22 protein-coding genes are annotated in these 20930 nt (G+C 64.1%); 11 read left to right on the top strand and 11 right to left on the bottom strand.

Annotated elements, in window-relative coordinates; genetic code table 11:
• Positions 1–83: 83 nt before the first annotated feature.
• Positions 84–1316: a citrate synthase family protein gene (locus ABIC76_RS08980; RefSeq protein WP_354533734.1), complete on the top strand. Its 1233-nt coding sequence runs from the start codon at positions 84–86 to the stop codon at positions 1314–1316.
• Between the two features lie 16 nt (positions 1317–1332).
• On the opposite strand, the gene minE is transcribed toward ABIC76_RS08980, so the two are convergent.
• From minE to minC, 3 genes are read right to left on the bottom strand one after another with little or no spacing between them, the layout of a single operon-like run.
• Positions 1333–1587: a cell division topological specificity factor MinE gene (minE, locus tag ABIC76_RS08975; protein WP_004628536.1), complete on the bottom strand. Its 255-nt coding sequence runs from the start codon at positions 1585–1587 to the stop codon at positions 1333–1335.
• 14 nt (positions 1588–1601) lie between these two features.
• Positions 1602–2420 (bottom strand): septum site-determining protein MinD, encoded by an 819-nt coding sequence (gene minD / locus ABIC76_RS08970; protein ID WP_009239512.1) that lies wholly within the window; start codon positions 2418–2420, stop codon positions 1602–1604.
• 44 nt (positions 2421–2464) lie between these two features.
• Entirely contained in the window at positions 2465–3259 is a 795-nt protein-coding gene (gene minC, locus ABIC76_RS08965; RefSeq protein WP_354533733.1) for a septum site-determining protein MinC, read from the bottom strand.
• 352 nt (positions 3260–3611) lie between these two features.
• On the opposite strand from minC, the gene ABIC76_RS08960 reads away from it, so the two are divergent.
• From ABIC76_RS08960 to ABIC76_RS08945, 4 genes are all read left to right on the top strand, one after another.
• Complete coding sequence (locus tag ABIC76_RS08960; RefSeq protein ID WP_354533732.1) at positions 3612–5678, top strand: bifunctional 2',3'-cyclic-nucleotide 2'-phosphodiesterase/3'-nucleotidase; 2067 nt, start codon at positions 3612–3614, stop codon at positions 5676–5678.
• Between the two features lie 12 nt (positions 5679–5690).
• On the top strand, positions 5691–6494 hold the full coding sequence (locus tag ABIC76_RS08955; RefSeq protein WP_354533731.1) for a tetratricopeptide repeat protein: 804 nt from the start codon (positions 5691–5693) through the stop codon (positions 6492–6494).
• A gap of 197 nt (positions 6495–6691) precedes the next feature.
• Positions 6692–7732, top strand: a complete 1041-nt coding sequence (locus ABIC76_RS08950) for a fimbrial protein (RefSeq protein WP_180815142.1) — start codon at positions 6692–6694, stop codon at positions 7730–7732.
• A 193-nt stretch (positions 7733–7925) separates the two neighbouring features.
• Positions 7926–8939, top strand: a complete 1014-nt coding sequence (locus tag ABIC76_RS08945) for a fimbrial protein (protein WP_354533730.1) — start codon at positions 7926–7928, stop codon at positions 8937–8939.
• A gap of 15 nt (positions 8940–8954) precedes the next feature.
• On the opposite strand, the gene ABIC76_RS08940 is transcribed toward ABIC76_RS08945, so the two are convergent.
• From ABIC76_RS08940 to ABIC76_RS08925, 4 genes are all read right to left on the bottom strand, one after another.
• Positions 8955–9932, bottom strand: coding sequence for a 2-dehydropantoate 2-reductase (locus ABIC76_RS08940; RefSeq protein WP_354533729.1), 978 nt, complete (start codon positions 9930–9932; stop codon positions 8955–8957).
• A 4-nt stretch (positions 9933–9936) separates the two neighbouring features.
• Positions 9937–10761, bottom strand: coding sequence for a class II aldolase/adducin family protein (locus ABIC76_RS08935; RefSeq protein ID WP_354533728.1), 825 nt, complete (start codon positions 10759–10761; stop codon positions 9937–9939).
• A gap of 120 nt (positions 10762–10881) precedes the next feature.
• A complete protein-coding gene (locus ABIC76_RS08930) occupies positions 10882–11829 on the bottom strand; it encodes a DUF2272 domain-containing protein (RefSeq protein ID WP_354533727.1) in 948 nt (315 codons plus the stop codon).
• A 145-nt stretch (positions 11830–11974) separates the two neighbouring features.
• A complete protein-coding gene (locus ABIC76_RS08925; protein WP_004628548.1) occupies positions 11975–12253 on the bottom strand; it encodes an HU family DNA-binding protein in 279 nt (92 codons plus the stop codon).
• A gap of 633 nt (positions 12254–12886) precedes the next feature.
• Here ABIC76_RS08925 and ABIC76_RS08920 point away from each other — a divergent pair.
• Entirely contained in the window at positions 12887–13426 is a 540-nt protein-coding gene (locus ABIC76_RS08920; RefSeq protein ID WP_354533726.1) for an SET domain-containing protein, read from the top strand.
• Positions 13427–13446: 20 nt separating this feature from the next.
• On the opposite strand, the gene ABIC76_RS08915 is transcribed toward ABIC76_RS08920, so the two are convergent.
• Positions 13447–15120 (bottom strand): sensor histidine kinase, encoded by a 1674-nt coding sequence (locus ABIC76_RS08915; RefSeq protein WP_354533725.1) that lies wholly within the window; start codon positions 15118–15120, stop codon positions 13447–13449.
• 8 nt (positions 15121–15128) lie between these two features.
• Entirely contained in the window at positions 15129–15839 is a 711-nt protein-coding gene (locus tag ABIC76_RS08910) for a response regulator transcription factor (protein ID WP_354533724.1), read from the bottom strand.
• A gap of 76 nt (positions 15840–15915) precedes the next feature.
• Here ABIC76_RS08910 and ABIC76_RS08905 point away from each other — a divergent pair, with 76 nt between their 5' ends.
• The gene (locus tag ABIC76_RS08905) at positions 15916–16143 is read left to right on the top strand and encodes a DUF3717 domain-containing protein (protein WP_065858353.1); all 228 of its coding nucleotides are present in this window, start codon (positions 15916–15918) and stop codon (positions 16141–16143) included.
• Positions 16144–16161: 18 nt separating this feature from the next.
• On the opposite strand, the gene ABIC76_RS08900 is transcribed toward ABIC76_RS08905, so the two are convergent.
• Both ABIC76_RS08900 and phhA read right to left on the bottom strand, forming a co-directional pair.
• On the bottom strand, positions 16162–16476 hold the full coding sequence (locus ABIC76_RS08900) for a 4a-hydroxytetrahydrobiopterin dehydratase (RefSeq protein WP_027678815.1): 315 nt from the start codon (positions 16474–16476) through the stop codon (positions 16162–16164).
• A 60-nt stretch (positions 16477–16536) separates the two neighbouring features.
• Positions 16537–17481 (bottom strand): phenylalanine 4-monooxygenase, encoded by a 945-nt coding sequence (gene phhA / locus ABIC76_RS08895; protein ID WP_354533723.1) that lies wholly within the window; start codon positions 17479–17481, stop codon positions 16537–16539.
• Positions 17482–17618: 137 nt separating this feature from the next.
• Here phhA and ABIC76_RS08890 point away from each other — a divergent pair, with 137 nt between their 5' ends.
• The 4 genes from ABIC76_RS08890 (at position 17619) to ABIC76_RS08875 (ending at position 20921) form a co-directional block, all read left to right on the top strand.
• Positions 17619–18095, top strand: coding sequence for an Lrp/AsnC family transcriptional regulator (locus ABIC76_RS08890; protein ID WP_027678817.1), 477 nt, complete (start codon positions 17619–17621; stop codon positions 18093–18095).
• Between the two features lie 93 nt (positions 18096–18188).
• Complete coding sequence (locus ABIC76_RS08885) at positions 18189–18953, top strand: lysoplasmalogenase (protein WP_343549197.1); 765 nt, start codon at positions 18189–18191, stop codon at positions 18951–18953.
• 34 nt (positions 18954–18987) lie between these two features.
• Positions 18988–19989, top strand: a complete 1002-nt coding sequence (locus ABIC76_RS08880) for a delta(1)-pyrroline-2-carboxylate reductase family protein (RefSeq protein WP_354533722.1) — start codon at positions 18988–18990, stop codon at positions 19987–19989.
• Positions 19990–20192: 203 nt separating this feature from the next.
• Positions 20193–20921, top strand: coding sequence for an OmpW/AlkL family protein (locus ABIC76_RS08875; protein ID WP_102064027.1), 729 nt, complete (start codon positions 20193–20195; stop codon positions 20919–20921).
• Positions 20922–20930 lie beyond the last annotated feature (9 nt).

Here is a 20930-nt window from a genome sequence, read left to right as displayed (position 1 = left end):
GCCCATTACAGTCCCGCGCGGCCGATAGCGTCAACATTGACTAGACTGATCAACCTCGATCGCCGTCCACCACATCCGGCCCGATGACCGCCTACCTCAATGCCGCCGAAGCCGCCGAGCGCCTGCGCATCTCGCGCCCCACGCTGTACGCCTATGTGAGCCGCGGGCTGCTTGCGGCGTACCCGTCGCCCGACGGACGCGGCAGCCGCTACCGCGAAGCCGATGTGGCACGGCTGGCCGATCAGCGTTCCGGCGGACGGCGCCCGCGCCAGGTGGTGCGTCATGCGCTGGACTGGGGCCTGCCCGTGATGGAATCGGCCATCACGCTGATCGATCATGGGCAGTTGTTCTACCGTGGCATGCCGGCGCTGGAGCTGGCCGAACACGCCACGCTGGAAACCGTGGCGGCGCGGCTGTGGCAGTGCGAAGAAGCGGCCGCCTTCAACACGCCCGCGCCGGCGTTGCCGAAGAGTTGGTACGCGGCGCTCTCGTCGCTGGCAGAGGCGGACATCCGGCAACGCTGCTTAGCGTTGTGCGCGCTCGCATTGCCGGCGCTGGACGAAGCCGCGTGGCGGCAGGATGCTGCACGCACGGCGCGCGATGCCGGTGCGCTGCTGCGCGTCGTGTTTGCCGCCATGCTGGGCCGCAAGCCCGATGCCGCGCCCGCGCACCTGCAATGCCAGCAGGCATGGAACGTTGATGCGCACGCCGCCGAGGCCATCCGCGTCGCCTTGGTGCTGTGCGCCGATCACGAGCTCAATGCCTCCAGCTTTGCGGCGCGCGTGGTGGCATCGACCGGCGCCAGCCTGGGCGCCGTAGTCAGCGCGGGGCTGGCTGCGCTCTCCGGCGGCCTGCACGGTGGCACCACGGCGCGCGTGGAGGCGTTGCTGAGTGAATTGGAAAGCGAGCGCTCCGTGACAACGGCATTGCGCCGTCGACTGGATCGCGGCGATGCGCTGCCCGGCTTTGGCCATCCGCTGTATCGCCAGGCCGACCCGCGGGCGGAAGCGATCCTGGCGCAGTTGCCAAAGACGGGCGCGGTGCGCAAGCGGCTGCAGACGGTGATGGACGCCGTGGCCGGATTGACCGGCGATGGGCCATCGGTGGATTTCGCGCTGGTGGCCATCCGCCGCGTGCTTGGGCTGCCGGAAGGTTCAGGCTTTGGCCTGTTTGCGGCGGGGCGAACGGCGGGCTGGATCGCGCACGCGCTGGAGCAGCGTGCGGCAGGGCAGTTGATCCGCCCGAGAGCCGCCTATGTGGGGCCGATGCCGGCCGCGCCGGACGCACCGGCGGGCCGCATCATTCGTGTGCGGTAACGACGCGGGCCGAGGGTCAGGCCTGCGGAATCTCGATCTTCACCTCCAGCACTTCCAGGTTGTCCTGGCGCTCGAGGTTGACCTTGATGTCGTCGTTGCCGATCTTCACGTACTTCGAGATCACAGCCACCAGCTCGCGTTGCAGCGCGGGCAGGTAGTCGGCGGGCGCACCGCTGGCGGTACGTTCATGGGCGAGGATGATCTGCAGGCGCTCTTTGGCAACGCTTGCAGTCTTCTTCTTCTCGCCGAGCAGGAAAGACAGAATCGACATGGATGTGCGTCTCCTTATTTTCCGCCGCCGAACAGGCGCTGCAGGAAGCCCGGCTTGTTGTATTCGACGTAGCGCAGTTCCTTCTCCTTGCCCAGGAAGCGGTCGATCACATCGTGGTACGCATTGGCCACGTCGGAACCTTCCAGATGGATGGCGGGCAGGCCCTGGTTGGATGCCTGCAGCACGGCCTCGGATTCCGGAATCACGCCGATCAGCTTGATGCGCAGGATTTCCTGGATGTCGGTCAGCGACAGCATCTCGCCTTCGGACACGCGCTTCGGGTTGTAGCGCGTCAGCAGCAGGTGTTCCTTGATCGGCTCCTTGCCTTCCACCGCGCGGCGCGACTTGGACGACAGGATGCCCAGGATGCGATCGGAGTCGCGCACCGAAGAGACTTCCGGGTTCGTCACCACGATGGCCTCGTCGGCAAAGTACATCGCCATCAGCGCGCCCGATTCGATACCGGCCGGCGAATCGCAGACGATGTATTCGAAGCCCATTTCCTTCAGGCCTTCGATCACCTTCTCGACGCCTTCACGCGTGAGCGCATCCTTGTCGCGCGTTTGCGAGGCGGGGAGGATGAAGAGGTTTTCGCACTTCTTGTCCTTGATGAGGGCCTGGTTCAGGTTGGCCTCACCGTGGATCACGTTGATCAGGTCATACACCACGCGGCGCTCGCAGCCCATGATGAGGTCGAGGTTGCGCAGGCCGACGTCGAAGTCGATGACGGCGGTCTTGTGGCCGCGCAGCGCAAGGCCGGCGGAAAACGCCGCACTGGTGGTCGTCTTGCCGACGCCGCCCTTGCCGGAGGTGACTACGATGATCTTGGTCATGGCTCGTAACTCTGTAAGTTAAATCGCTCGGCGCACGGGGTGCGTCACTTCATCCGCAACGGTTCGAAAACCAGCGTGTTGTCCGCGAGCCGGACCTGCGCAGGCTTGCTGGCGTAGGCGTCGGGCCACGGGGTTTCGCCGGTGCGGTAGATGCCGGCGATGGAAATCAGTTGAGGCTCCAGGCACGTGCAGAAGATGCGCGCGTCCAGGTTGCCCTTCACGCCTGCCAGCGCGCGGCCGCGCAGCGAGGCATACACGTAGATGTTGCCCTCGGCGATCACCTCGGCGCCGTCGCTCACCAGGTCGAGCACGACGAGGTCGCCGCGCGCATAGATGCGCTGGCCGGAACGCAGGGGGCGGTCGACGATCATCGTGCCGGGCTGCATGGCCACGGCATCGGCAGCAGGAATGGCAGGGGTGGAGGCAGGGGCTTCAGCGGCTTGGGCGTGCTCGGGCGCATCCGGTGCGTCCTGCGCGTCCTTGCTGTCCGCATCTTTGGCGTCATTCCCGCCGCGCGGGCGGCGGCCGTGGCTGTCGAGCAGCGGCAGGCCGAAAGCCTGGGCCCATTCGGCCTGCTCCGGGCTGGCGACCACGCCGATCGCGCGAGCACGCAGCGCGGTCAGGGTCTCCACCAAACGGTCGATGGGCAGGCGCTCGTCTGCGGCCAGGCGGCGCACGTCGATGGCGATCACGTCGTTGGAGAAAAACTCCGGCGTGTCGGCAAAGCGTCGCGTGAGTTCGGCGGCCAGGGCGTCCATGTCGGCGGTGCGCGGCGACAGCAGCAGGGCATCGACGGTGCCGCTGCGGATCTCGAACAGCGGCGCTTTCTTCTGGGACATAGAACGGCTACGCGGAAAAATGGGCTCATTCTAACGTTGTTGACGAAACGCCTTGAATTTTTTGGCCCCGCCGATCCCCCATTCGGCTAAGACGCGCAACCGGCGCTGTTCTCCACATGGCGGGCGCCACGCGCAAATGTCATCCGACGGTCACGGCATCGTCATGCGCGCTTTCGATACTTCTCCGCTTCTGAGCCCCCCCCGGTCCAGTCTGTTGTCCTCTCGCGTTGCGCAAACGGTTCCTCCGATTCTGCGTGCGCGTCTGCGTGTCATTCGCTTCATCTGCCATTCGCAGTTTGCATTCAGCAGTTCGTAGTTCGCATACCAAAAAATAGACTTCAGGGAGAAGTTCATGCGAGTCCGACCATTGTGTTCGGCGGCGTTGCCGCTTGCTGTTTTCCTGTCGATGACGCTGGCTGCGTGCGGCGGCAGCGACGACACCCCGTCGAACGGCAGCACCACGCCTGCTGCCAGCGCCGCCCCGGCCGGCACCAAAGCCACGCTCGCCGTGCTTGAGACGACCGACCTGCACACAAACGTGCTGTCGTACGACTACTTCAAGCTGGCGGCCGACAACTCGCTCGGCTTCGAGCGCGTGGCGACGCTCATCAACCAGGCGCGTGCGCAATTCCCGAACACGCTGCTGCTGGATAACGGCGACACCATCCAGGGCACCGCGCTGTCGGACTACCAGGCCATGGTGAGCCCCGTCACGTGCGACCAGACGCTGGCGATCTACAAGGTGATGAACGCCGCCAAGTACGACGGCGGCGGCATCGGCAATCACGAGTTCAACTACGGCCTGCCGTACCTGTCGCAGGTCACGGGCAATACGTTCAACGTGGATGGCCTGCCCGATCCGGCCACGCAGAAGAAATGCGCGGGCCCGGCCTTCCCGCAGGTGCTGGCCAACGTGATGAGCGCGAAGACCAACGCGCCGCTGTTCCAGCCGTACACGATCATCACCAAGACGGTGACGGCCACGGCGCCGGACGGCAGCACGATCAGCGCGCCGGTCAAGGTCGGCATCATCAGCTTTACCCCGCCCACCATCACGAGCTGGGACAAGCGCTGGCTCGACGGCAAGGTCTACACGGTCGGCATCAAGGAAACCGCCGCCAAGTACATCCCCGAAATGCGCGCGAAGGGCGCCGACCTGGTGGTGGCGATTTCGCACGGCGGGCTCGATAACTCGACGTATTCGCCGACGATGGAAAACGGCAGCTGGTGGCTGTCGACCGTGCCGGGCATCGATGCCATGCTGATCGGCCATTCGCACCAGCTCTTCCCGGATGCGAACAGCACGGTCTTCCAGTTCAACCTGCCGGGTGTCGACAAGGTCAAGGGCACCGTGAACGGCGTGCCGACCGTGATGGCGAACTACTGGGGCAAGCACCTCGGCGTCATCAAGCTGGGCCTGACGTTCAACGGCACGAACTGGGCTGTGGACAAGACGCAGACCACGGTGGAAGCGCGTTCGATCCAGAATGCCGACAAGACCTACGTGGCCGCTGATCCGACGGTCTCGGCCGCCATCGCCACCGAGCACCAGGCGACGATCAACTACGTGAAGACGCCGGTGGGCAGCACCGACTTCAACATGAGCACGTACTTTGCCGACGTGGGCGACCCGGGCGCGATCGAGATCGTGAACCAGGCTCAGGCCGATTACGTGTCGGCGTACATCCAGGCGAACCTGCCGCAGTACGCGTCGCTGCCGGTGCTGTCGGTGAGCGCGCCGTTCAAGAGCGGCTTTGGTGGCGGCACCGATTTCACCGACGTGGCAGCCGGCCCGCTGGCGATCAACAACGCGGCTGACCTGTATCTGTATCCGAACACGGTCTACGCCGTGAAGGTCGCGGGCTCCGACATCAAGAACTGGCTGGAAACGGCGGCCAAGCGCTTCAACACCATCGACCCGACGCAAGCGACGGTGCAGAAACTGGTGAGCACGTTCCCGGGCTACAACTTCGACATGTTCACCACGCCTGACCTGACGTATGAGATCGACGTCACGCAGCCGGTCGGCAGCCGTATCAAGAACCTGATGTACAAGGGCGTGGCGCTCGACCCCGCCGCGCAGTTCATCGTGGCGACCAACAACTACCGTGCAAGCGGCGGCGGCAACTTCCCGGGCCTGGACGGCAGCAAGACGATCTATGCGTCGCCGGATGCCAACCGCGACGTGCTGATCAGCTACATCAAGAAGATCGGCAGCGTGAAGCGTGCCACCAACGGCTCGCAGCGCAGCTGGCGCTTCACGAAGCTGGCGACGTCGGCGGCAACTGTGGTGTTCCCGTCAGCGGCGGGCAAGCTGGCTGCCGCTGCGGCTGCAAACATCAACAACGTCACGCTGTATCAGGCTGACGACGGCACCAACAAGGGCCTGTCGCTGTACCAGATCGACCTGACGCAGTAAGAGGACCACGCCATGCCTTCTCTTCGTTCCGCATGGGCGGGTGCACCGACCGTGGAATCTCCGCGGCAGTCGGTGCCGATGCTGACCGTGGCTGCCGCGCTGGCGATCGTCGTGATGGCCGGCGGTTGGTTGTCGCACGCACGCCAGGCGCCCGCCGTGGATGCCACGCAGCTGGAATCGTGGCGCGCCATGGTCGTGCAAGCGATGGAGCCCGAGGCGCTGCAGAAGCTGCGTCAGCTCGCGCGCGGCGGCTCAGTGCCGGCGCAATCCGCGTTGGGCGAAGCCTTGCTCGGCGCGCACGACAGCGCTTTGCGAAACGAAGGGATGCGCTGGCTGGAAACCGCCGCACCGAGCGATGCGCGCGCGCAGTTGTCGCTGGGCAAGGCGCTGCTGCTCGGCACCGGCGGGGTGGAGCGCGACTATCCGCGTGCGTTGCGCCTGCTGCGTCAATCCGCTGACAAGGGCGACGCCGCCGCCGCGTATTACCTCGGCCTGATGTATCGCAGCGGCTACGGCACCGCCATCGACACGGCGCAGGCTGCGCACTGGTTTGATCGTGCCGCGCGTCACGAGATTCCGGCCGCGATGTTTATGCTGGCCAATGCATATCGTGAAGGCGATGGCGTGCCGCGCGATGAGGCCCGTGCGCTGGCGCTGTACCAGGACGCTGCCGAGCACGAATTGCCCGAAGCCGTGCAGGCCTTGGCGATGGCGTATCAGAACGGCGAACTCGGCCTCAAGCGCGACGATGCGGCGTATCACCAGCAGTGGATCGAAACGGCGCATGCGCTGAAGCATCCCGCGCTTGCGCCGTAAGCATCACCTTCACTTCTTCTCGGCTGTTCTGATCAACGCGATCCTCGCTGTCATGGCGATGGATCGCGTTGGTCTTTCTGGTTAGCAGACCGCTTCACCTTGCCCTTCTGCCATTGATAAGCGCCCGCTATTTGTGGAGCACCCGAGTTTGCAGAATGGGACAAATCCTATCCACAGCGATTGGATCACGTGTTTTTATGTTGCCCGACGATAACGAACCGGAGCAACACATGCGCGTATGGTGCGCAAGGCTGGCAGCGGGCCTCATGTTAACCGCGGCAAAGGGCGCTTTTGCCTACACATGCACCACGGTCACGACGAGTACCACAATCCAACCGCAAAAGCTCTCGGTGCAGCGCGACCTGCCGGTCGGCGGCCTCATTGCGCAGGTGGTTTCCGATGTGGTGACTACCTTCAACTGCACCAACGAAGTGCCTCGGTTGACATACCAGGAAGTCGGCATCAAGGGATATGGCACCTACGTTGGCGACATCGACGGCAAGCGCGTGTGGAAAACCAACATTGAGGGCATTGGCTATGCCATTGGTGTTGGAATCGTGAACGGGTGTGGTGAGGGCCTGGAACGCTGGGTCAACGGAACGACCAACCCAGACAATCCGAACCATCGCCTGTATTGTGCGGTCAACGGGGTATTCAGCACGCAACCCATGAAGCACAAGGCGTTGATCAATTTCTACAAGACCGAAGCGAGCACGGGAACGGGCACGGTATCGGGCAAACTGATCGGCGCCTTTATCTTGAAGAACAACCAGAGTGTCTGGCAGACGGAATCCCAGTTCAGCATTGGCTCCGTTGCAGTGGAAAAGCTGTCGTGCACGCTGGGCAGCGCGGCAATCAATGTTGCCATGGGGGAAGTCCCCGTTGGTGCGTTCAAAGGGCCGGGTACTTCGCCGCCAGAGGGCCGCACAAAGAGCTTCGGTATTCCGTTGACGTGCCCGAAAGGCGCCAGCATCAACCTGCAACTTGACGGCACCGCACACGACGCCACGCAAGGCATGCTGAAGTTGAGCGACGAAGCCGCAAGCGCCACGGGCGTGGCCATCCAGATGCTCTACGACGACAAGCCCGTGGAGCTGGCCAAGCGATTCAAGTGGCAGACAACCGAGGCCGAAGGTACGTATTCGATCCCGCTCAAGGCGCGGTACGTACAAACGGAAAACAGCGTCGTCCCAGGTATTGCCAACGGCAGCGCGACCTTTACGCTGACGTATCAATAAGTCGGCGCAGCCGGTTCACTGAAGTTAGGAATCAGCGTGCGTGCTGCACGTACGCTGGTTTCCGTTCTTGCCCCGGCTTTTGCAGCATCGCTGATCTGCGCCTCGCGTTAACGCCAAAACAAGAAGGTTCCTACATACACGCGATAGCTCGCATGCTTCCATTCATAGTTTTCAATCATGACGGGAGCAAGACGTGCGCATCGTATACCGGAGTTTCTTGGCAGCGTTGATGTGCCTGGCTGGAGGCAGTGCCCTTGCGTACACCTGCGAAACCGTTACGAGCAGCACCACGATTCAGCCGAAGGACCTTGCGATCCAGAGAGACATTCCCGTGGGGAGCGTCATTGCAGAGGTGGCATCGGACATCGTGAGCACCTTCAAGTGTTCCAACACCGAGCCAAAGCTTCCTTGGCAGGAGGTCGGGATTAAGGCGTATGGGACATACGTTGCCGACTTCGACGGCAAACGCGTCTACAAGACAAATGTTGATGGAATTGGCTACGCCGTTGGCATTTCGACCCCGGGCGGTACATGGGACGCATGCGCCAACCAGACGCGCTGGGTTACGGGATTGAACACCGACAACCCGGACCACTACATCTACTGCGCGGTGAACGGGATGTTCAGCGCGCTGCCAAGGCAAGGCAAAGCGTTGGTCCGCTTCTACAAGACGGCTGCAACCATCAGCGCCGGGTCGGTGTCAGGAAAGCAGGTGGGCTCTTTCATCCTGCGAAACAACAAGACCTCTTGGCACAGGCCGGAATCCACCATCAATATCGGCACATTCAAGGTCGATGTCATGTCGTGCACGGTAAGCCGCAAGCTGATTCCGGTGAAACTTGGCGACGTGCCCGTGAGTGCGTTCAACGGGTTGGGCACTTCGCCGCCTTCCAGGACGCAGGCCTTCAGCATTCCGTTGAACTGCGCAAAAGGTACGAGCATCAACGTGCAACTCGACGGGGAGGCACATGACGCCGCGCAGGGCATGCTGAAATTGGACGCGGGCGCCACCAGCGCCACGGGCGTAGCGATCCAACTTCTTTACGATGACAAGCCATTGGAACTCGCCAAGTTATTCAAATGGCAAGTGGCAGATGCGGATGGGGACTACGCGATTCCCCTCAAGGCGCGCTACGTGCAAACGGAAAACAGCGTCGCACCAGGCATTGCCAACGGCAGCGCCACCTTTACGCTGACGTATCAGTGATTTGGCGTTGCCGGTTCAGTAAAGCCCGCGGGTCTGGGCGTGCAGTCGCACCAGACCCAGCAGCGCATCAATCTGCGGGGTCGGCACACCCACGTGTTGACCAATCTCCCGCACCGATGCCACGAGCGCATCGATCTCCAGCGGGCCACGCCCGGCCTCCGCATCCTGCAGCATCGACGTCTTGAACGCGCCAAGTTGCCGCGTGACGGCGCTGCGTTCTTCACCGCTCTGTTCGATCGGGCAGCCGATGCGCGCGCCGATCGCTTTCGCTTCTTCCATGATGGCCAGGCAAAACGCGCTGACCTGCGGGTCGTCGAGGATGCGATCACACGTCGCGCCGGTCAGCACCGACACGGGGTTCATCGTCATGTTGCCCCACAGCTTGAACCAGATGTCGCGCTGGATGGCTTCGCTGCGCTCGATCTGCAAGCCGGCGCGTTCAAACAACGCACCGATTGCATCAAGGCGCGGTGAGGTGCCGCCCGCCGGTTCGCCAAGAATCAGCCGCTTGCCGAACCCATGGCGCACATGCCCCGGCGCCGTCGTCGAGCACGTCAAATGCACCACGCAACCGAGCACGTTCCGGGTGGGAATGGCCTGCGCAATACGGCCGTGCGGATCGACCGATTGCAGGCGCAGACCTTCCAGCGGGCCAGGTCGATCAAAGAACCACCATGGGACGCCGTTCATCGCCACCACCACGGCGGTGTCCGGGCCGATGAGGGGTGCGATGGTTTGCGCCACGCTTTCCATGGCCGGCGCCTTCACAGCAACGACAACGAAATCCTGCACACCGAGCGCATGCGCATCGTCACTCGCGCGCACCGGCGCAGAGCGTGTATTGCCGTCTTCGGTCAGCCGCAGACCTTCTGCTTGCAGCGCTTGAAGCGTCGCGCCGCGCGCCAACACGTTGATAGGTTGATCGGCCAACGCCAGCTTCGCGCCAAGATAACCGCCGACCGCGCCGGCGCCGACAATGCAAATACGCGTCATGTGATCAGGTTCGGTAGGAAGGATCGATGCGGTCGATGGTGCGGGTCAGCGCCGCAAACACATCTTCGCCTGCGCCGAAGTTCGGGTTGAACTGCAACGAATCGCGCGTGCAGTTGCGCGCAATCGCTTCGGGAATCTCCAGCACGGGGCCCATCGACGTGGAAGCCAGTTGGATCTCGCACGCGCGGTTGAGCAGCCACAGCACGGCAAACGCCCGCGCAATCGAATCGCCCCAGGCCAGCAGCCCGTGGTTCCGCAGAATGACCGCAGGCTTGTCGCCGATGTTCTTCACCAGCCGCGGCCCTTCATCGGCATGCACGGTAATGCCTTCAAAGTCGTGATACGCCACTTTGCCGTGCAGCTGCGCCGCATAGAAGTTGCTGATCGACAGACCATCGCGCGCGCAGGCCACGGCCATGCCGGCGGTCGTGTGGGTGTGCATCACGCAATGCGCACCCGGAATGCCCGCGTGAATAGCGGCATGCACGGTAAAGCCGGCCGGATTGACGGGCCAGTCCGGCTGACCCGCCGCGCGCTGCACATTGCCCTGCAGGTCGATCTTCACGAGGTTCGACGCGCAAACCTCGGCATAGGTCAGGCCAAACGGGTTGATGAGGAAATGCGGGCCGCCATCGTCGGCGCTGCCATCTTCGGGTCGCAGGCGCAACGTGATGTGGTTGTAGATCAGTTCGGTCCAGCCGAGCTGCGCAAAGATGCGGTAGCACGCCGCCAGCTTCACGCGCGCGGCCCATTCACGTGGGCCGCACCAGTCCGGGCGATGGGCCTGGATGCTCGATCCGGCGTCGGGTGAAAGCGAAAGCACCGTCATGACCTGTCTCCTGATCGCAGGGGCCATGCGCCGGTCGGGTTGCCGGCGCTTAAGTGATTCACATGTTAATGAATTTGCACCGAACGTCAAACAACGTTACATCCGCTAGCTCGCCGTCTGCTAGGGCAACTGGTTACGCAGGATCACCAGCCACTGCATGACCGAGTTCGTGTACGGATCGAGCTGGTTGGCGTCATTCAACTCCGTGATGCTCATCGACGCGGATTGCTGCACGTTGCCGCCAATCGATTTCACTTCATGGCGCACCGGGTCCACCTCGACGACCAAGTCGCAGTGCATGGGCGTTCTGCCGGCCTGGATCTCGGCCGGGTCCGTCATGAAGCGATCGGCGCCCCGTGCGGTGCAGATGAGGTCGCCGGGGCGCGGCACGGCCGGCGTGCGTTCGAGCACGAAGGCAGGGTGCTTGAGCAGACGGTCGCGCGCATCGGTCACGTATTCCGCATGCGTGGCACCCGTCAGGAATTGATCGTTCTGCAGGCCGGCCTTGCGCATGATCCACGAGATGAACACCGCAGACCACGCCCAGCCGCCTGTCGTGAGCTGCTGGCACGTCGGCGTCTTGCCGACGATGGCCCAGTAGCGCTTGGCCAGCACGCAGCCGCGCGCGGTCGCTTCACCGCCGGTGCCGTCCGGATAGCGCAGGCAAGGTGCGGGGGCGGGAGCAGCGGGCGTCGCAACCGCTTTGGGCAGCGGCATGTCGGTACCGCTTTCTTCATCGGACGGGGCCGGCGTCGGGTCGTCGGGTGTCAGCCAGCGGCCTTGCGGCTGGTCGGGGAAACCACCGCCGGCCACGCAATACGTATCGTCACGCCCCACACGCACGACCTGGCGGCCCCATCTGTCCCATTCGGTCAGGGCAATCTGGATCATCTTTTCGCGCGGCGTGGCGCCGGGGCGCGTCTGCACGACTTCGTTGTCGGGCAGCGGTTCGGCCTGTGGGCGCGCAGGCGGCGTCGCGCAGCCGGCAAACCAAAGGACCGGTGCGATCAGGACGATCGGCAGGGCAATACGCAAAGCGAGCGAATTGCGCAGAAGAGGGCGGGACATGGAAGAGGAGGGAAGGGATGGCCTGACGGGGAGACAGGCCTTCCGACGTGGTACGCCACTGCTGCGGTCGATTCACGCATGCAATGGCATGCCACGTCGTTGGCGCTCACCAGACGGGCTGGCTGCGCCGAGGGCTGTCACTGCATCAGGCGTTGACAGCGTCCTTGAACTTCTGGCCGGCCTTGAACTTGACCGTCTTGGCTGCTTCGACCTTGATTTCTTCGCCGGTGCGCGGGTTGCGGGCCATACGCTCGGCACGCTCACCTTGGCTGAAGGTACCAAAGCCGATGAGGCTGACCGCATCGCCCTTGCCAACGGATTCCATGATGGCTTGCAGCGTCACGTTCAGTGCCTGCTCGGCCTTGGCCTTGGTCAGACCGTCTACGCCGCTGGCGATGGCGTCGATCAGTTCGGTTTTCGTCATTGCTTGACTCCCTTCAAGAGTAGATAAAACACACAACAGAGCGTCCGGGGGATGGCTCCAAGGGCGACATGATACCGGCATGCGAACAGCGTCGGCACGTGAGCTTTGTAACGGCAGGTGGCATGTGGGTTCCGTAAACCCGCATGGGGCCTACGTTGCGAGGCGATCCCATCACATCAATGTTGACGCGCGGTGTTCTCGTTTGCGGTTGGCTTGTTGGTTCGCTGACCGGTTCGACGCAAGTCGATCGACGGGTTTACCTTTTTTCTTATGTATACAGATAGTAGTAGTAGATAACGGTGGATAGTTTCTGTGGATAAGTGCAAAAACTGCTTTATGTTCAAGCACTTGTCGCAAGCAAAACAGGGGGTACCGCGTGTGCCCTCAGGTGGATAGCTTGCTGTTTTTTCCGATCGTCCGGCGGGCAACCCCGTCACTTGTGCCCACACCGTCGACAGGGCAGCCACAGACAGCCAACAGCATTTGCCGGTAGTTATCCACAGCGGCAGGCCAAGTTATCCACATTGGTCGAGCGGCATGGGGTTGTGGCACGTGTCGAGATGCCATGCTTTTGGTGTAGGCTCACGGCTTCGTTGATCGACGTTTTTGTTTCGCTTTACTGCGCCATTTCCCATGACACGCACGTCCCCTGATGCCACGCCGGCTCTGGCTGAGTCCTCGCCCGCGACGGAAGCGCCGGCCAAACTGCGCCGCCGCGATCGCATCGAGGTGCGCGAATCGGGTGTGCACGGACGCGGCGTGTATGCCGTGGTCGCTATCGCACGCGGCAAGAAGATCATCGAATACAAGGGCGAGCACATCACGTGGAAGGAGGCGCTGCGTCGCCATCCGCACGATCCGTCGGACCCGAATCACACGTTCTATTTCAGCCTGGAAGACGGCAGCGTGATCGACGCCAAGTACGGCGGCAACCGCGCGCGCTGGATCAACCACGCGTGCAAGCCGAACTGCGAGGCGCGCGAAGCGGATGGCCGCGTCTTCATTCACGCGCTGCGCGACATCGAAGCCGGCGAAGAACTGTTCTACGACTACGGCCTCGTCATCGAAGGCCGCCAGACGAAGGCCCTGAAGGAACAGTTTGCGTGCCGCTGCGGCGCGAAGAAGTGCCGCGGCACGATGCTGGCGCCGCCCGCGAAGAAAAAGAAGAAGTAAGTCGCAGGTCCGTCCGTCGATCAGACGGCGTCGTCTGCCAGCGGCAGGCGCAACACGAAGCGCATCACGCGGCTGCCATCGCGCGCGGTCGCATCATCGATGGCGACGGTGCCGCCGTGCAGACGCACGATGTCGTGCACGATGGCCAGGCCCAGGCCGCTGCCTTGCGGTTGCCCCGGGCGGTGGTCCGCATCCCCACGGAAGAAGCGCTGGAAGACTTCACCGCGCCGCTCGGGCGGAATGCCGGGGCCGTTGTCTTCCACACTGACCACACCCCACCATCGAGATGCGGCGTCGGCCTCCATGCCGGCGCGCAAGGTCACGCGTCCGCCGGCCGGCACGTATTTGATGGCGTTGTCGAGCAGGTTGTTGGCGGCCTCGCGTAACAGCACCACGTTGGCCAGCACCGGCGCCTGCAACGAACCCGGCGATGCTGCCTCCTGCGGCCAGGCCTCGAAGCCGAGATCCAGCCCGCGCGCGAGTGCACGCGGCACCCACTCGGCGCCGGTATCGAATGCAAGCGAAACGAGATCGACCCGCATCGGCGGCCCCAGCTGATCGAGCGTCATGCCGGGCTCGGCACGCGCCAGCGTCAGCAACTGGTTGGACAGGCGCACCGCGCGGTTGGCCCCCGATTGCAGCTCCAGTAACGCCGGCCGCGCATCGTCCAATGTCTTGGCATCGACAGCGCGATCGGCGTGCAACTTCAACGCGGTGAGCGGCGTGCGCAGCTGATGGGCAGCGTCTGCGATGAAGGTGCGCTGGGCTTCGAGTGCGTCGCGCAACCGGGCCAGCAGCGCGTTCATCGCGTTGATGAGCGGTTGCAGTTCAGCAGGCACGCGCTCCGCAGATTCCGCCGGCAGCGGCGTCACCGAACGCGCGCTCTGCTTGTTGAGGGTGTCGGCCAGCGTCTGCAACGGCTGCAGCTCTTCCTTGAGCACCAGCGAGAGGATCAGCCCGCCGATGGCCAGCAGCACGATCAGCGGAATCGACACCGACAGCAGCACTTCCTTGGCGGCCGTATCCCGATGGTCCAGCAGCTCCGCCACTTCCACGACGATGCCGCCTTCGGCCTGCATGGCGTCTGGCGGGTTGGATAGATTGAACGCGGGTGCCGTCTGCGACTGCGTGGGCGCGAGCGCGGGGCGGGTGACGTCATCTTCGGGATCGGGCTGCACAGGCTGGCGCGGTGAGCGCGGCTTGGGCACCTCCGCGCTCACGCCCGGTACGAGCAAATGCACCGCGCGCACCTGTTTGCCGTCGATCCAGCTGTAGAACACGCGCGCATCCCCAATGCGGACCTGGCCCGAGCCGTAGCCCAGCGGTGTGTCGCGCCCGACGAGCGTGCCCGTGGGGCCGGAAATGCGCCAGTAGATGCGGTCTTCACCGCTGTTCTGAACGAGCGTCTGCGCAGTGAGGGCAATGTCGTACAGCTTGGCTGCCGGCACATGCGGACCGGCGATGCGCAATTGCTCCGCCAGCGTGTTCGCCACACCCACCAATGCGCGATCGAACACCTGCGCGGTGTAGTGCGCCGCCAGCCAGTACGACAGCGCGCCGGTTCCCACAATCAGGCCAAACAGCGGTGTCGCCAGCGCACGCAACAGATGCAGGCGCAGGCTGATCGCACCGTTGCCGCCCTTGGCCGGTGCTGCTGAAGCCGACGACGAGGCGGGACGATGGCGTTTGAACATGGCGAGAACTACGCCGCGACGCGTGCCTGCAACAGATAGCCGAAGCCGCGCACCGTGACGATCTCCGCTTCGGAATGTTCGATCTTGCGGCGCACGCGGTGCACATAGACTTCGATGGCCGTGTCGCCCACCACGTCGTGGCTGGCTTCACCGATGGCGTGGCCGAAGCTTGCAAGGTGATCCTGCAACTGCACCTTGCTGACGACGCGGCCCTGGCGCAGCATCAGCAGCTCCAGCACGGCAAACTCGCGCGGCGACAGCTCCAGCGGTGCCGCATCGACAAAGATGCGGCGCTCCATGCCGCTCATGCGCAACCGTCCGACAAGGATGTCGGGCCGCGCGGCCGGCTCGGTCGAATCATTGCGACGGCGCAGCAGGGCGCCCACCCGTGCCACGAGTTCGAGCATCTCGAACGGTTTGAGCAGGTAATCATCGGCGCCGGCGTTCAGGCCGTTCACCTTGTCCAGCAGGCCGTCGCGCGCGGTGAGGATCAGCACGGGCGTCACGCGATCGCGCGCCCGAAACTGCGACAGCAGCGTCATGCCGTCGATACCGGGCAGCCCGAGATCGAGGATGACCAGATCGTGGGTCTGCCGGGTGAGCTGTTCAGTGGCGAAGACACCGTCGTGCACGACATGCACGCGATGTCCGGCTTGCGTGAGTCCGGCATGGATGCCGCTGGCGATGGCACGGTCGTCTTCAATCAGCAGGATGCGCATTGACTCGATCCAGAGTGCGGGCGGAAAAGGGCAAAAAGGGACAATCGGCGAGATTGGGCAGCGCTACAATGCGCGGATGACCGATGCCCTGCTCACCATCACCGATCTGGAGGCCGCCATCAATTTCTGGCGTGCCCGTTCGCCCGCCGAAGGCGAGGAACTGCGGCTGTGTGCCGAGGCGTCGGCGCTGGCCAAGCCGTATGCGCTGATGATTGTACAAGGCGCCACCCGCATCGCCCCTGAGCAATTGGGCGACAAGGCGCGGGCGGCGTATGAGGCGTGGCGCGCAGCCACACGGGGCTGAGCGCCAGCGTTGCGGTGATTACTTCGCGCCGGTGGCGCCTGCGCTTTTCGCGGCCTGCTCGATAAAGCGCGCGAGATCGGCGTCACGGTGCGTGAGCCCATTCGCATCGTGTGTGGACAGGGTGATGTCCACGCGATTCCACACGTTGAACCACTCGGGGTGGTGATTCATCTGCTCGGCTTTGATCGCCACGCGCGTCATGAAGCCGAACGCGGCGTTGAAGTCGGCGAAGGTGAAAGTCTTCTGGATGGCGTCGCGGTCGCTCTGCAGCGTCCAGCCGGGCACTTCGGCAAAGAGGGCCTTGCGTTGGTCGTCGTTCAGGGTCGGCATCATGATGGGGGCGAAGTTCTGTCTTGAATGCGCGCAGTATAGTCAGCGCGCCACGCTCTGCGCTCAGATGTCCGCCGTGTCTGCCCAACCTTCGCGGTTGCCGACGTTCAATACCAGATCGCCATCCACCACGTCGCCCGCACCGATCGTCGGCAGCGCGGCGAGTTCTTCATACAGCGGCGTGAAATCCGGACGCGTGGCGTCGAACAGCTGCTCGAAGCTGTCGATCGTGAAGTAGGTCTTCTGGAACGTGTCGATGCGGTAGCGCGTGCGCATGATGCGGCGCACGTCGAAGCCGATGCGGTTCGGGCTGGCTGAATCCAGCGCGTACACCGATTCACTCTTGCTCGACACGATGCCCGCACCGTAGATGCGCAGGCCGGCCGGCGTGCGAATCAGGCCGAATTCCACCGTGTACCAGTACAGGCGCGCGAGCATGTCGAGCTGGCCCAGGCGCGCGGCCTTCAGGCCACCCTTGCCGTAGGCTTGCATGTAGTCGGCAAAGATCGGGTTAATCAGCAGCGGCACGTGGCCGAAGATGTCGTGGAAGCAATCCGGCTCTTGCAGGTAATCGAGCTGGTCGGGGCGACGCATCCACCAGCTTGCGGGAAAGCGGCGATTGGCGAGGTGATCGAAGAACACTTCGTCGGGCACCAGGCCCGGCACGGCGACGATCTGCCAGCCGGTGGCGCGCATCAGGGTTTCGTTGAGTTCGTCGAAAGACGGCACGGCGTTGCGGCTCATGCCCAGCGTCGACAGGCCTTGCAGGAATTCATCGCACACGCGGCCCGGCAGCAACGCTTCCTGGCGGTCGTACAGCGTGCGCCACGTGGCATGGTCGGCGGCGGTGTAGCGGTGCACCGGCTGCTGCATGGTGAAGTCGGCGCGCAGCGTCTGGCCGTCCAGGCCTTCGGCGAATTGCTCACGCAGCTTGTCGGTCAGGGTGCCGTTGAAGCCAGCCGGAGCGGCGTTTTGCGCTGCGTCGGGGGCGGTGGTTGCGATGTCCATTTGTAATGTCGATCTGTGCAATCAGAGTCCGGCCAGTGTAGGGGCGGGGCCACGCGGGTTGGCCGCAAAACGGTGGTCCATTGCGCCTCGTTTGCGGAAATCATGCAGAATGCTGCCTGTGAACGCAGGAGATGTGCATGATTTCGCTTGATACCTTCGATCTGGCCCTGCTGGCGGCCCTTCAGCGCGATGGCCGCGCGACGCATCAGCAGCTCTCCGAGCAAGTCCACCTGTCGGCCAGCCAGGTCGGACGGCGCCTGGCGCGGCTTGAATCGGAAGGCGTGATCGAGGGCTACCGGGTGGTGCTCTCGCCGACCGGGCTGGGGCTGGGCGTGACGGTGTTCGCGAGCGTCAAGCTGGCGCACCACGGCGACGCCATCGTCGAACGCTTTCGCGAAGAGATCAGCTTGCTCGACGCGGTGCAGGAGTGCTACTCCGTGGCGGGTGACGCCGATTACATGCTGCGCGTGGTGGTGCCCGATCTGCCTGCGCTGTCGGAATTCGTCATGCGCAAGCTGATGCGTGTGCCGGGTGTGGACAATGTCCGTTCCAATATCGTACTGACGGCCTTGAAGCGGGATGGCGCGTTGCCGCTATCCCACCTTGGTGGGTAGATTCGCGCCTTGCGCCGGGGTGCGCGGCGTGTCACGCTGCAAGCCGACATCACTTTGCTGATATGAATCGCCTCTGTTTGGCGGGAGACCACGATGGTTGAAGGACACACCACGCATCCGGCGCACGCGCCGGCGCATCTGTCAGGCGGCTACGGCATGCCGGCACGGGTTCGCGCGTGGTGGGTGGCTGCCGCCGTGGCGGGCGTCACCTACGGCGGCATGCTGACCATGGTGGCGGTCGAGGTGCCACCCGGCACGCCGCTGGTCGGCCGCATCGTCGCGCAACCGCTGTGGAAAATGCTGATGGCGCTGCTGCTGGCGCGCGCAGCCTCGCTGCATGAAATTCCGCGTGAGCGGCGCTGGCTGATCGGCGCCATGGTGTTTTCCGCGTTCGGGGATCTGTGGCTTGCTCTGCCGGGGTTCGCGTTCTCGTTCATGGCCGGGCTGGGCTGTTTCCTGCTGGCGCATCTGTGCTATCTGCGGGTGCTGGTGGGGCTGCGCGGCGTGTCGTCGGCCATCCGCATGATTGGTGTCGGCGTGATGATCGGCGTGGCCATCGGCATGCTGCTGTGGTACTGGCCGGGCCTGGGCGAACTGAAGGGGCCGGTGATCGCCTACATGGTCGTGCTGTCGGCGATGGTGTGCGCGGCATTGTTGGCGCGCCTGCCGGGGCCGCTGACGGCGTGGGGCGCACTCGCCTTTGCGGCGTCCGACGCGATGATCGGCATCAGCGTGTTCGTCTTTCCGTTCACCGACCATGAGCTGGCGATCTGGTGGAGCTACGCCGCTGCCCAGCTGCTCATCAGCGCGGGATTGCTCACGCGCCGCACACCGCCGCCGCGCCGCGCCGCTGCATAAGTCCGTCCGACGTTTCTTCCGCTGCGGGAGCCCGATGCTGGAGACCCTCGACGCTGCCACCACGGCAGCCCGCCTGCCTTACGCTGCGTTGGCCGATGCCATCGCCCAGGTGTTGCGCGACGCACGCGCCGGCCGCGCCCAGGCACCGGCGCGTCTTGTGATGCCCGTGGCGGGCGGCGGCAATCTGCTGCTGATGCCGGCGTCCAATGCCGACATCGCCATCACCAAGATGATCACCGTGCACCCGCACAACCCTGGCCGAGGCTTGCCAGCCATTCACGGCGAGGTCGTGGTGATGGACGCCCGCACCGGCGAGCGCCGGCTGATGCTCGATGGCCCGACCGTGACCGCGCACCGCACCGCCGCCGTGTCGTTGCTGGCGGCGCGCTTGCTGGCACCTGAGCCGGCGGGGGATCTGCTGCTGATCGGCGCTGGAGCCCAGGCGCGTGCGCACCTGGAAGCCTTCCGCTTCGGGCTGGGCACGCGACGCGTCACCATCGTCGCGCGCACGGGTGCCAGCGCCGACGGGCTGGCGTACTACGCACGCGCCCTCGGCATGGACGCCACCGCACTGGCCGGCGGTGATGCGGCCGGCGTGGCGGATGCGGCCCGCGCGGCATTGCCGCAGACGTCGCTGGTGATTACCGCTACACCGTCATCGCAACCGGTGCTTCCGGACTTGGGCGATCCAGGCCAGCCTGCAGGCTATGCGTGGGGCGCGCATCACTTCATCGCGGCTGTTGGCGCCTTTCGGCCCGACATGGCCGAGCTGCCGCCGCGCTTGTGCGTGCATGCCGCCGCCGTCGATCGGCTGTACGCCGACACCCTCGTCGACTTGGAAGCCGAGGCTGGCGACCTGCTGCAGGCCGGCGTGCCGTGGTCGCGTGTGCGGCCATTACAACAGTGCGTCGACGCGCCGCCGGACACACTTACGCAGCCCGCGCCGGTGTCGCCGGTGGTGTTCAAAAGCGTCGGCAGTGCCCTGTGGGATCTGGCTGCGTGCGTGCTCGCGCTGTCCAAGTCCAGGTCTGTTTAAAAATCGGGCATGTGCCGAAGACGCCCGCTGCAGGCCGATGGAGCGCGCCGCTTGTAACAGAAAACCTCTAGAAAAAGGGTTCTAGCCAAGGCAATCACACGGGATAATGGCCATCCCTTCCGCCTGGGAGGAGACGTAGAACGCACCGCAAACGTATCAAGGCGTTTGTATCGGATGCGTCTGACACAGGAGCACATACAGAGATGGCCTATAAAAAAGCACTGGCGGCCGCCGCCGGGATGATCCTCGCCACCGCCGCACACGCACAGGCTGCCGGCAGCAATATCGTCAGCCTCGGCTGGTTCCGCGTGATGCCGAATAGCTCGAGCGACCCGCTGTTCGTCAACAGCGTTGGCGGTGCACCCGTCAACCAATCGGTGCCGAACACCGGCGCGAAGATCAAGGAAGCCGATACCGTTGGTCTCGCCTTTACGCACTTCTTCACCGACAACGTGGCCGTGGAACTAGTGGGCGGCCTGCCCCCGCGCCACAAGATTGAAGGCACCGGCTCGTTCTCCGGCTATGGCGAAATCGGTTCGGCCAAGCAATGGAGCCCGGCCGTGCTGGCCAAGTGGTACTTCTTCAGCGCGGACAGCAAGTTCCGTCCGTACGTGGGCGCTGGCCTGAACTACACCTGGTTCTCCGACGAGAAGATCACCAGCAGCGCGTTCCAGAACCAGGTCCTGGGTCGCGGCACGCCGGGCAGCAAGAGCAATGTGACGACCGACAGCTCGCTGAACCCCGTGCTGAACGTGGGCGCGACCTACGCCATCACCAAGGATTGGTTCGTTGGCTTGTCGGTGTCCTACCTGCCGCTGAAGACGACGGCCAAGATCGACACCACGCTGATCAACGGCGTGCATATCCAGAGCGAAGCGAAGATCAAGATCAACCCGGTCGTGACCTTCCTGAACGTCGGCTACCGCTTCTAAGCGGCTTCC

The sequence above is a fragment of the Ralstonia sp. 1138 genome, from assembly GCF_040544795.1.
Lineage (GTDB): Bacteria > Pseudomonadota > Gammaproteobacteria > Burkholderiales > Burkholderiaceae > Ralstonia > Ralstonia flatus.
The sequence above is the reverse complement of the archived record's forward strand: the minus strand, read 5'-3'. Positions and strand labels throughout refer to the sequence as shown.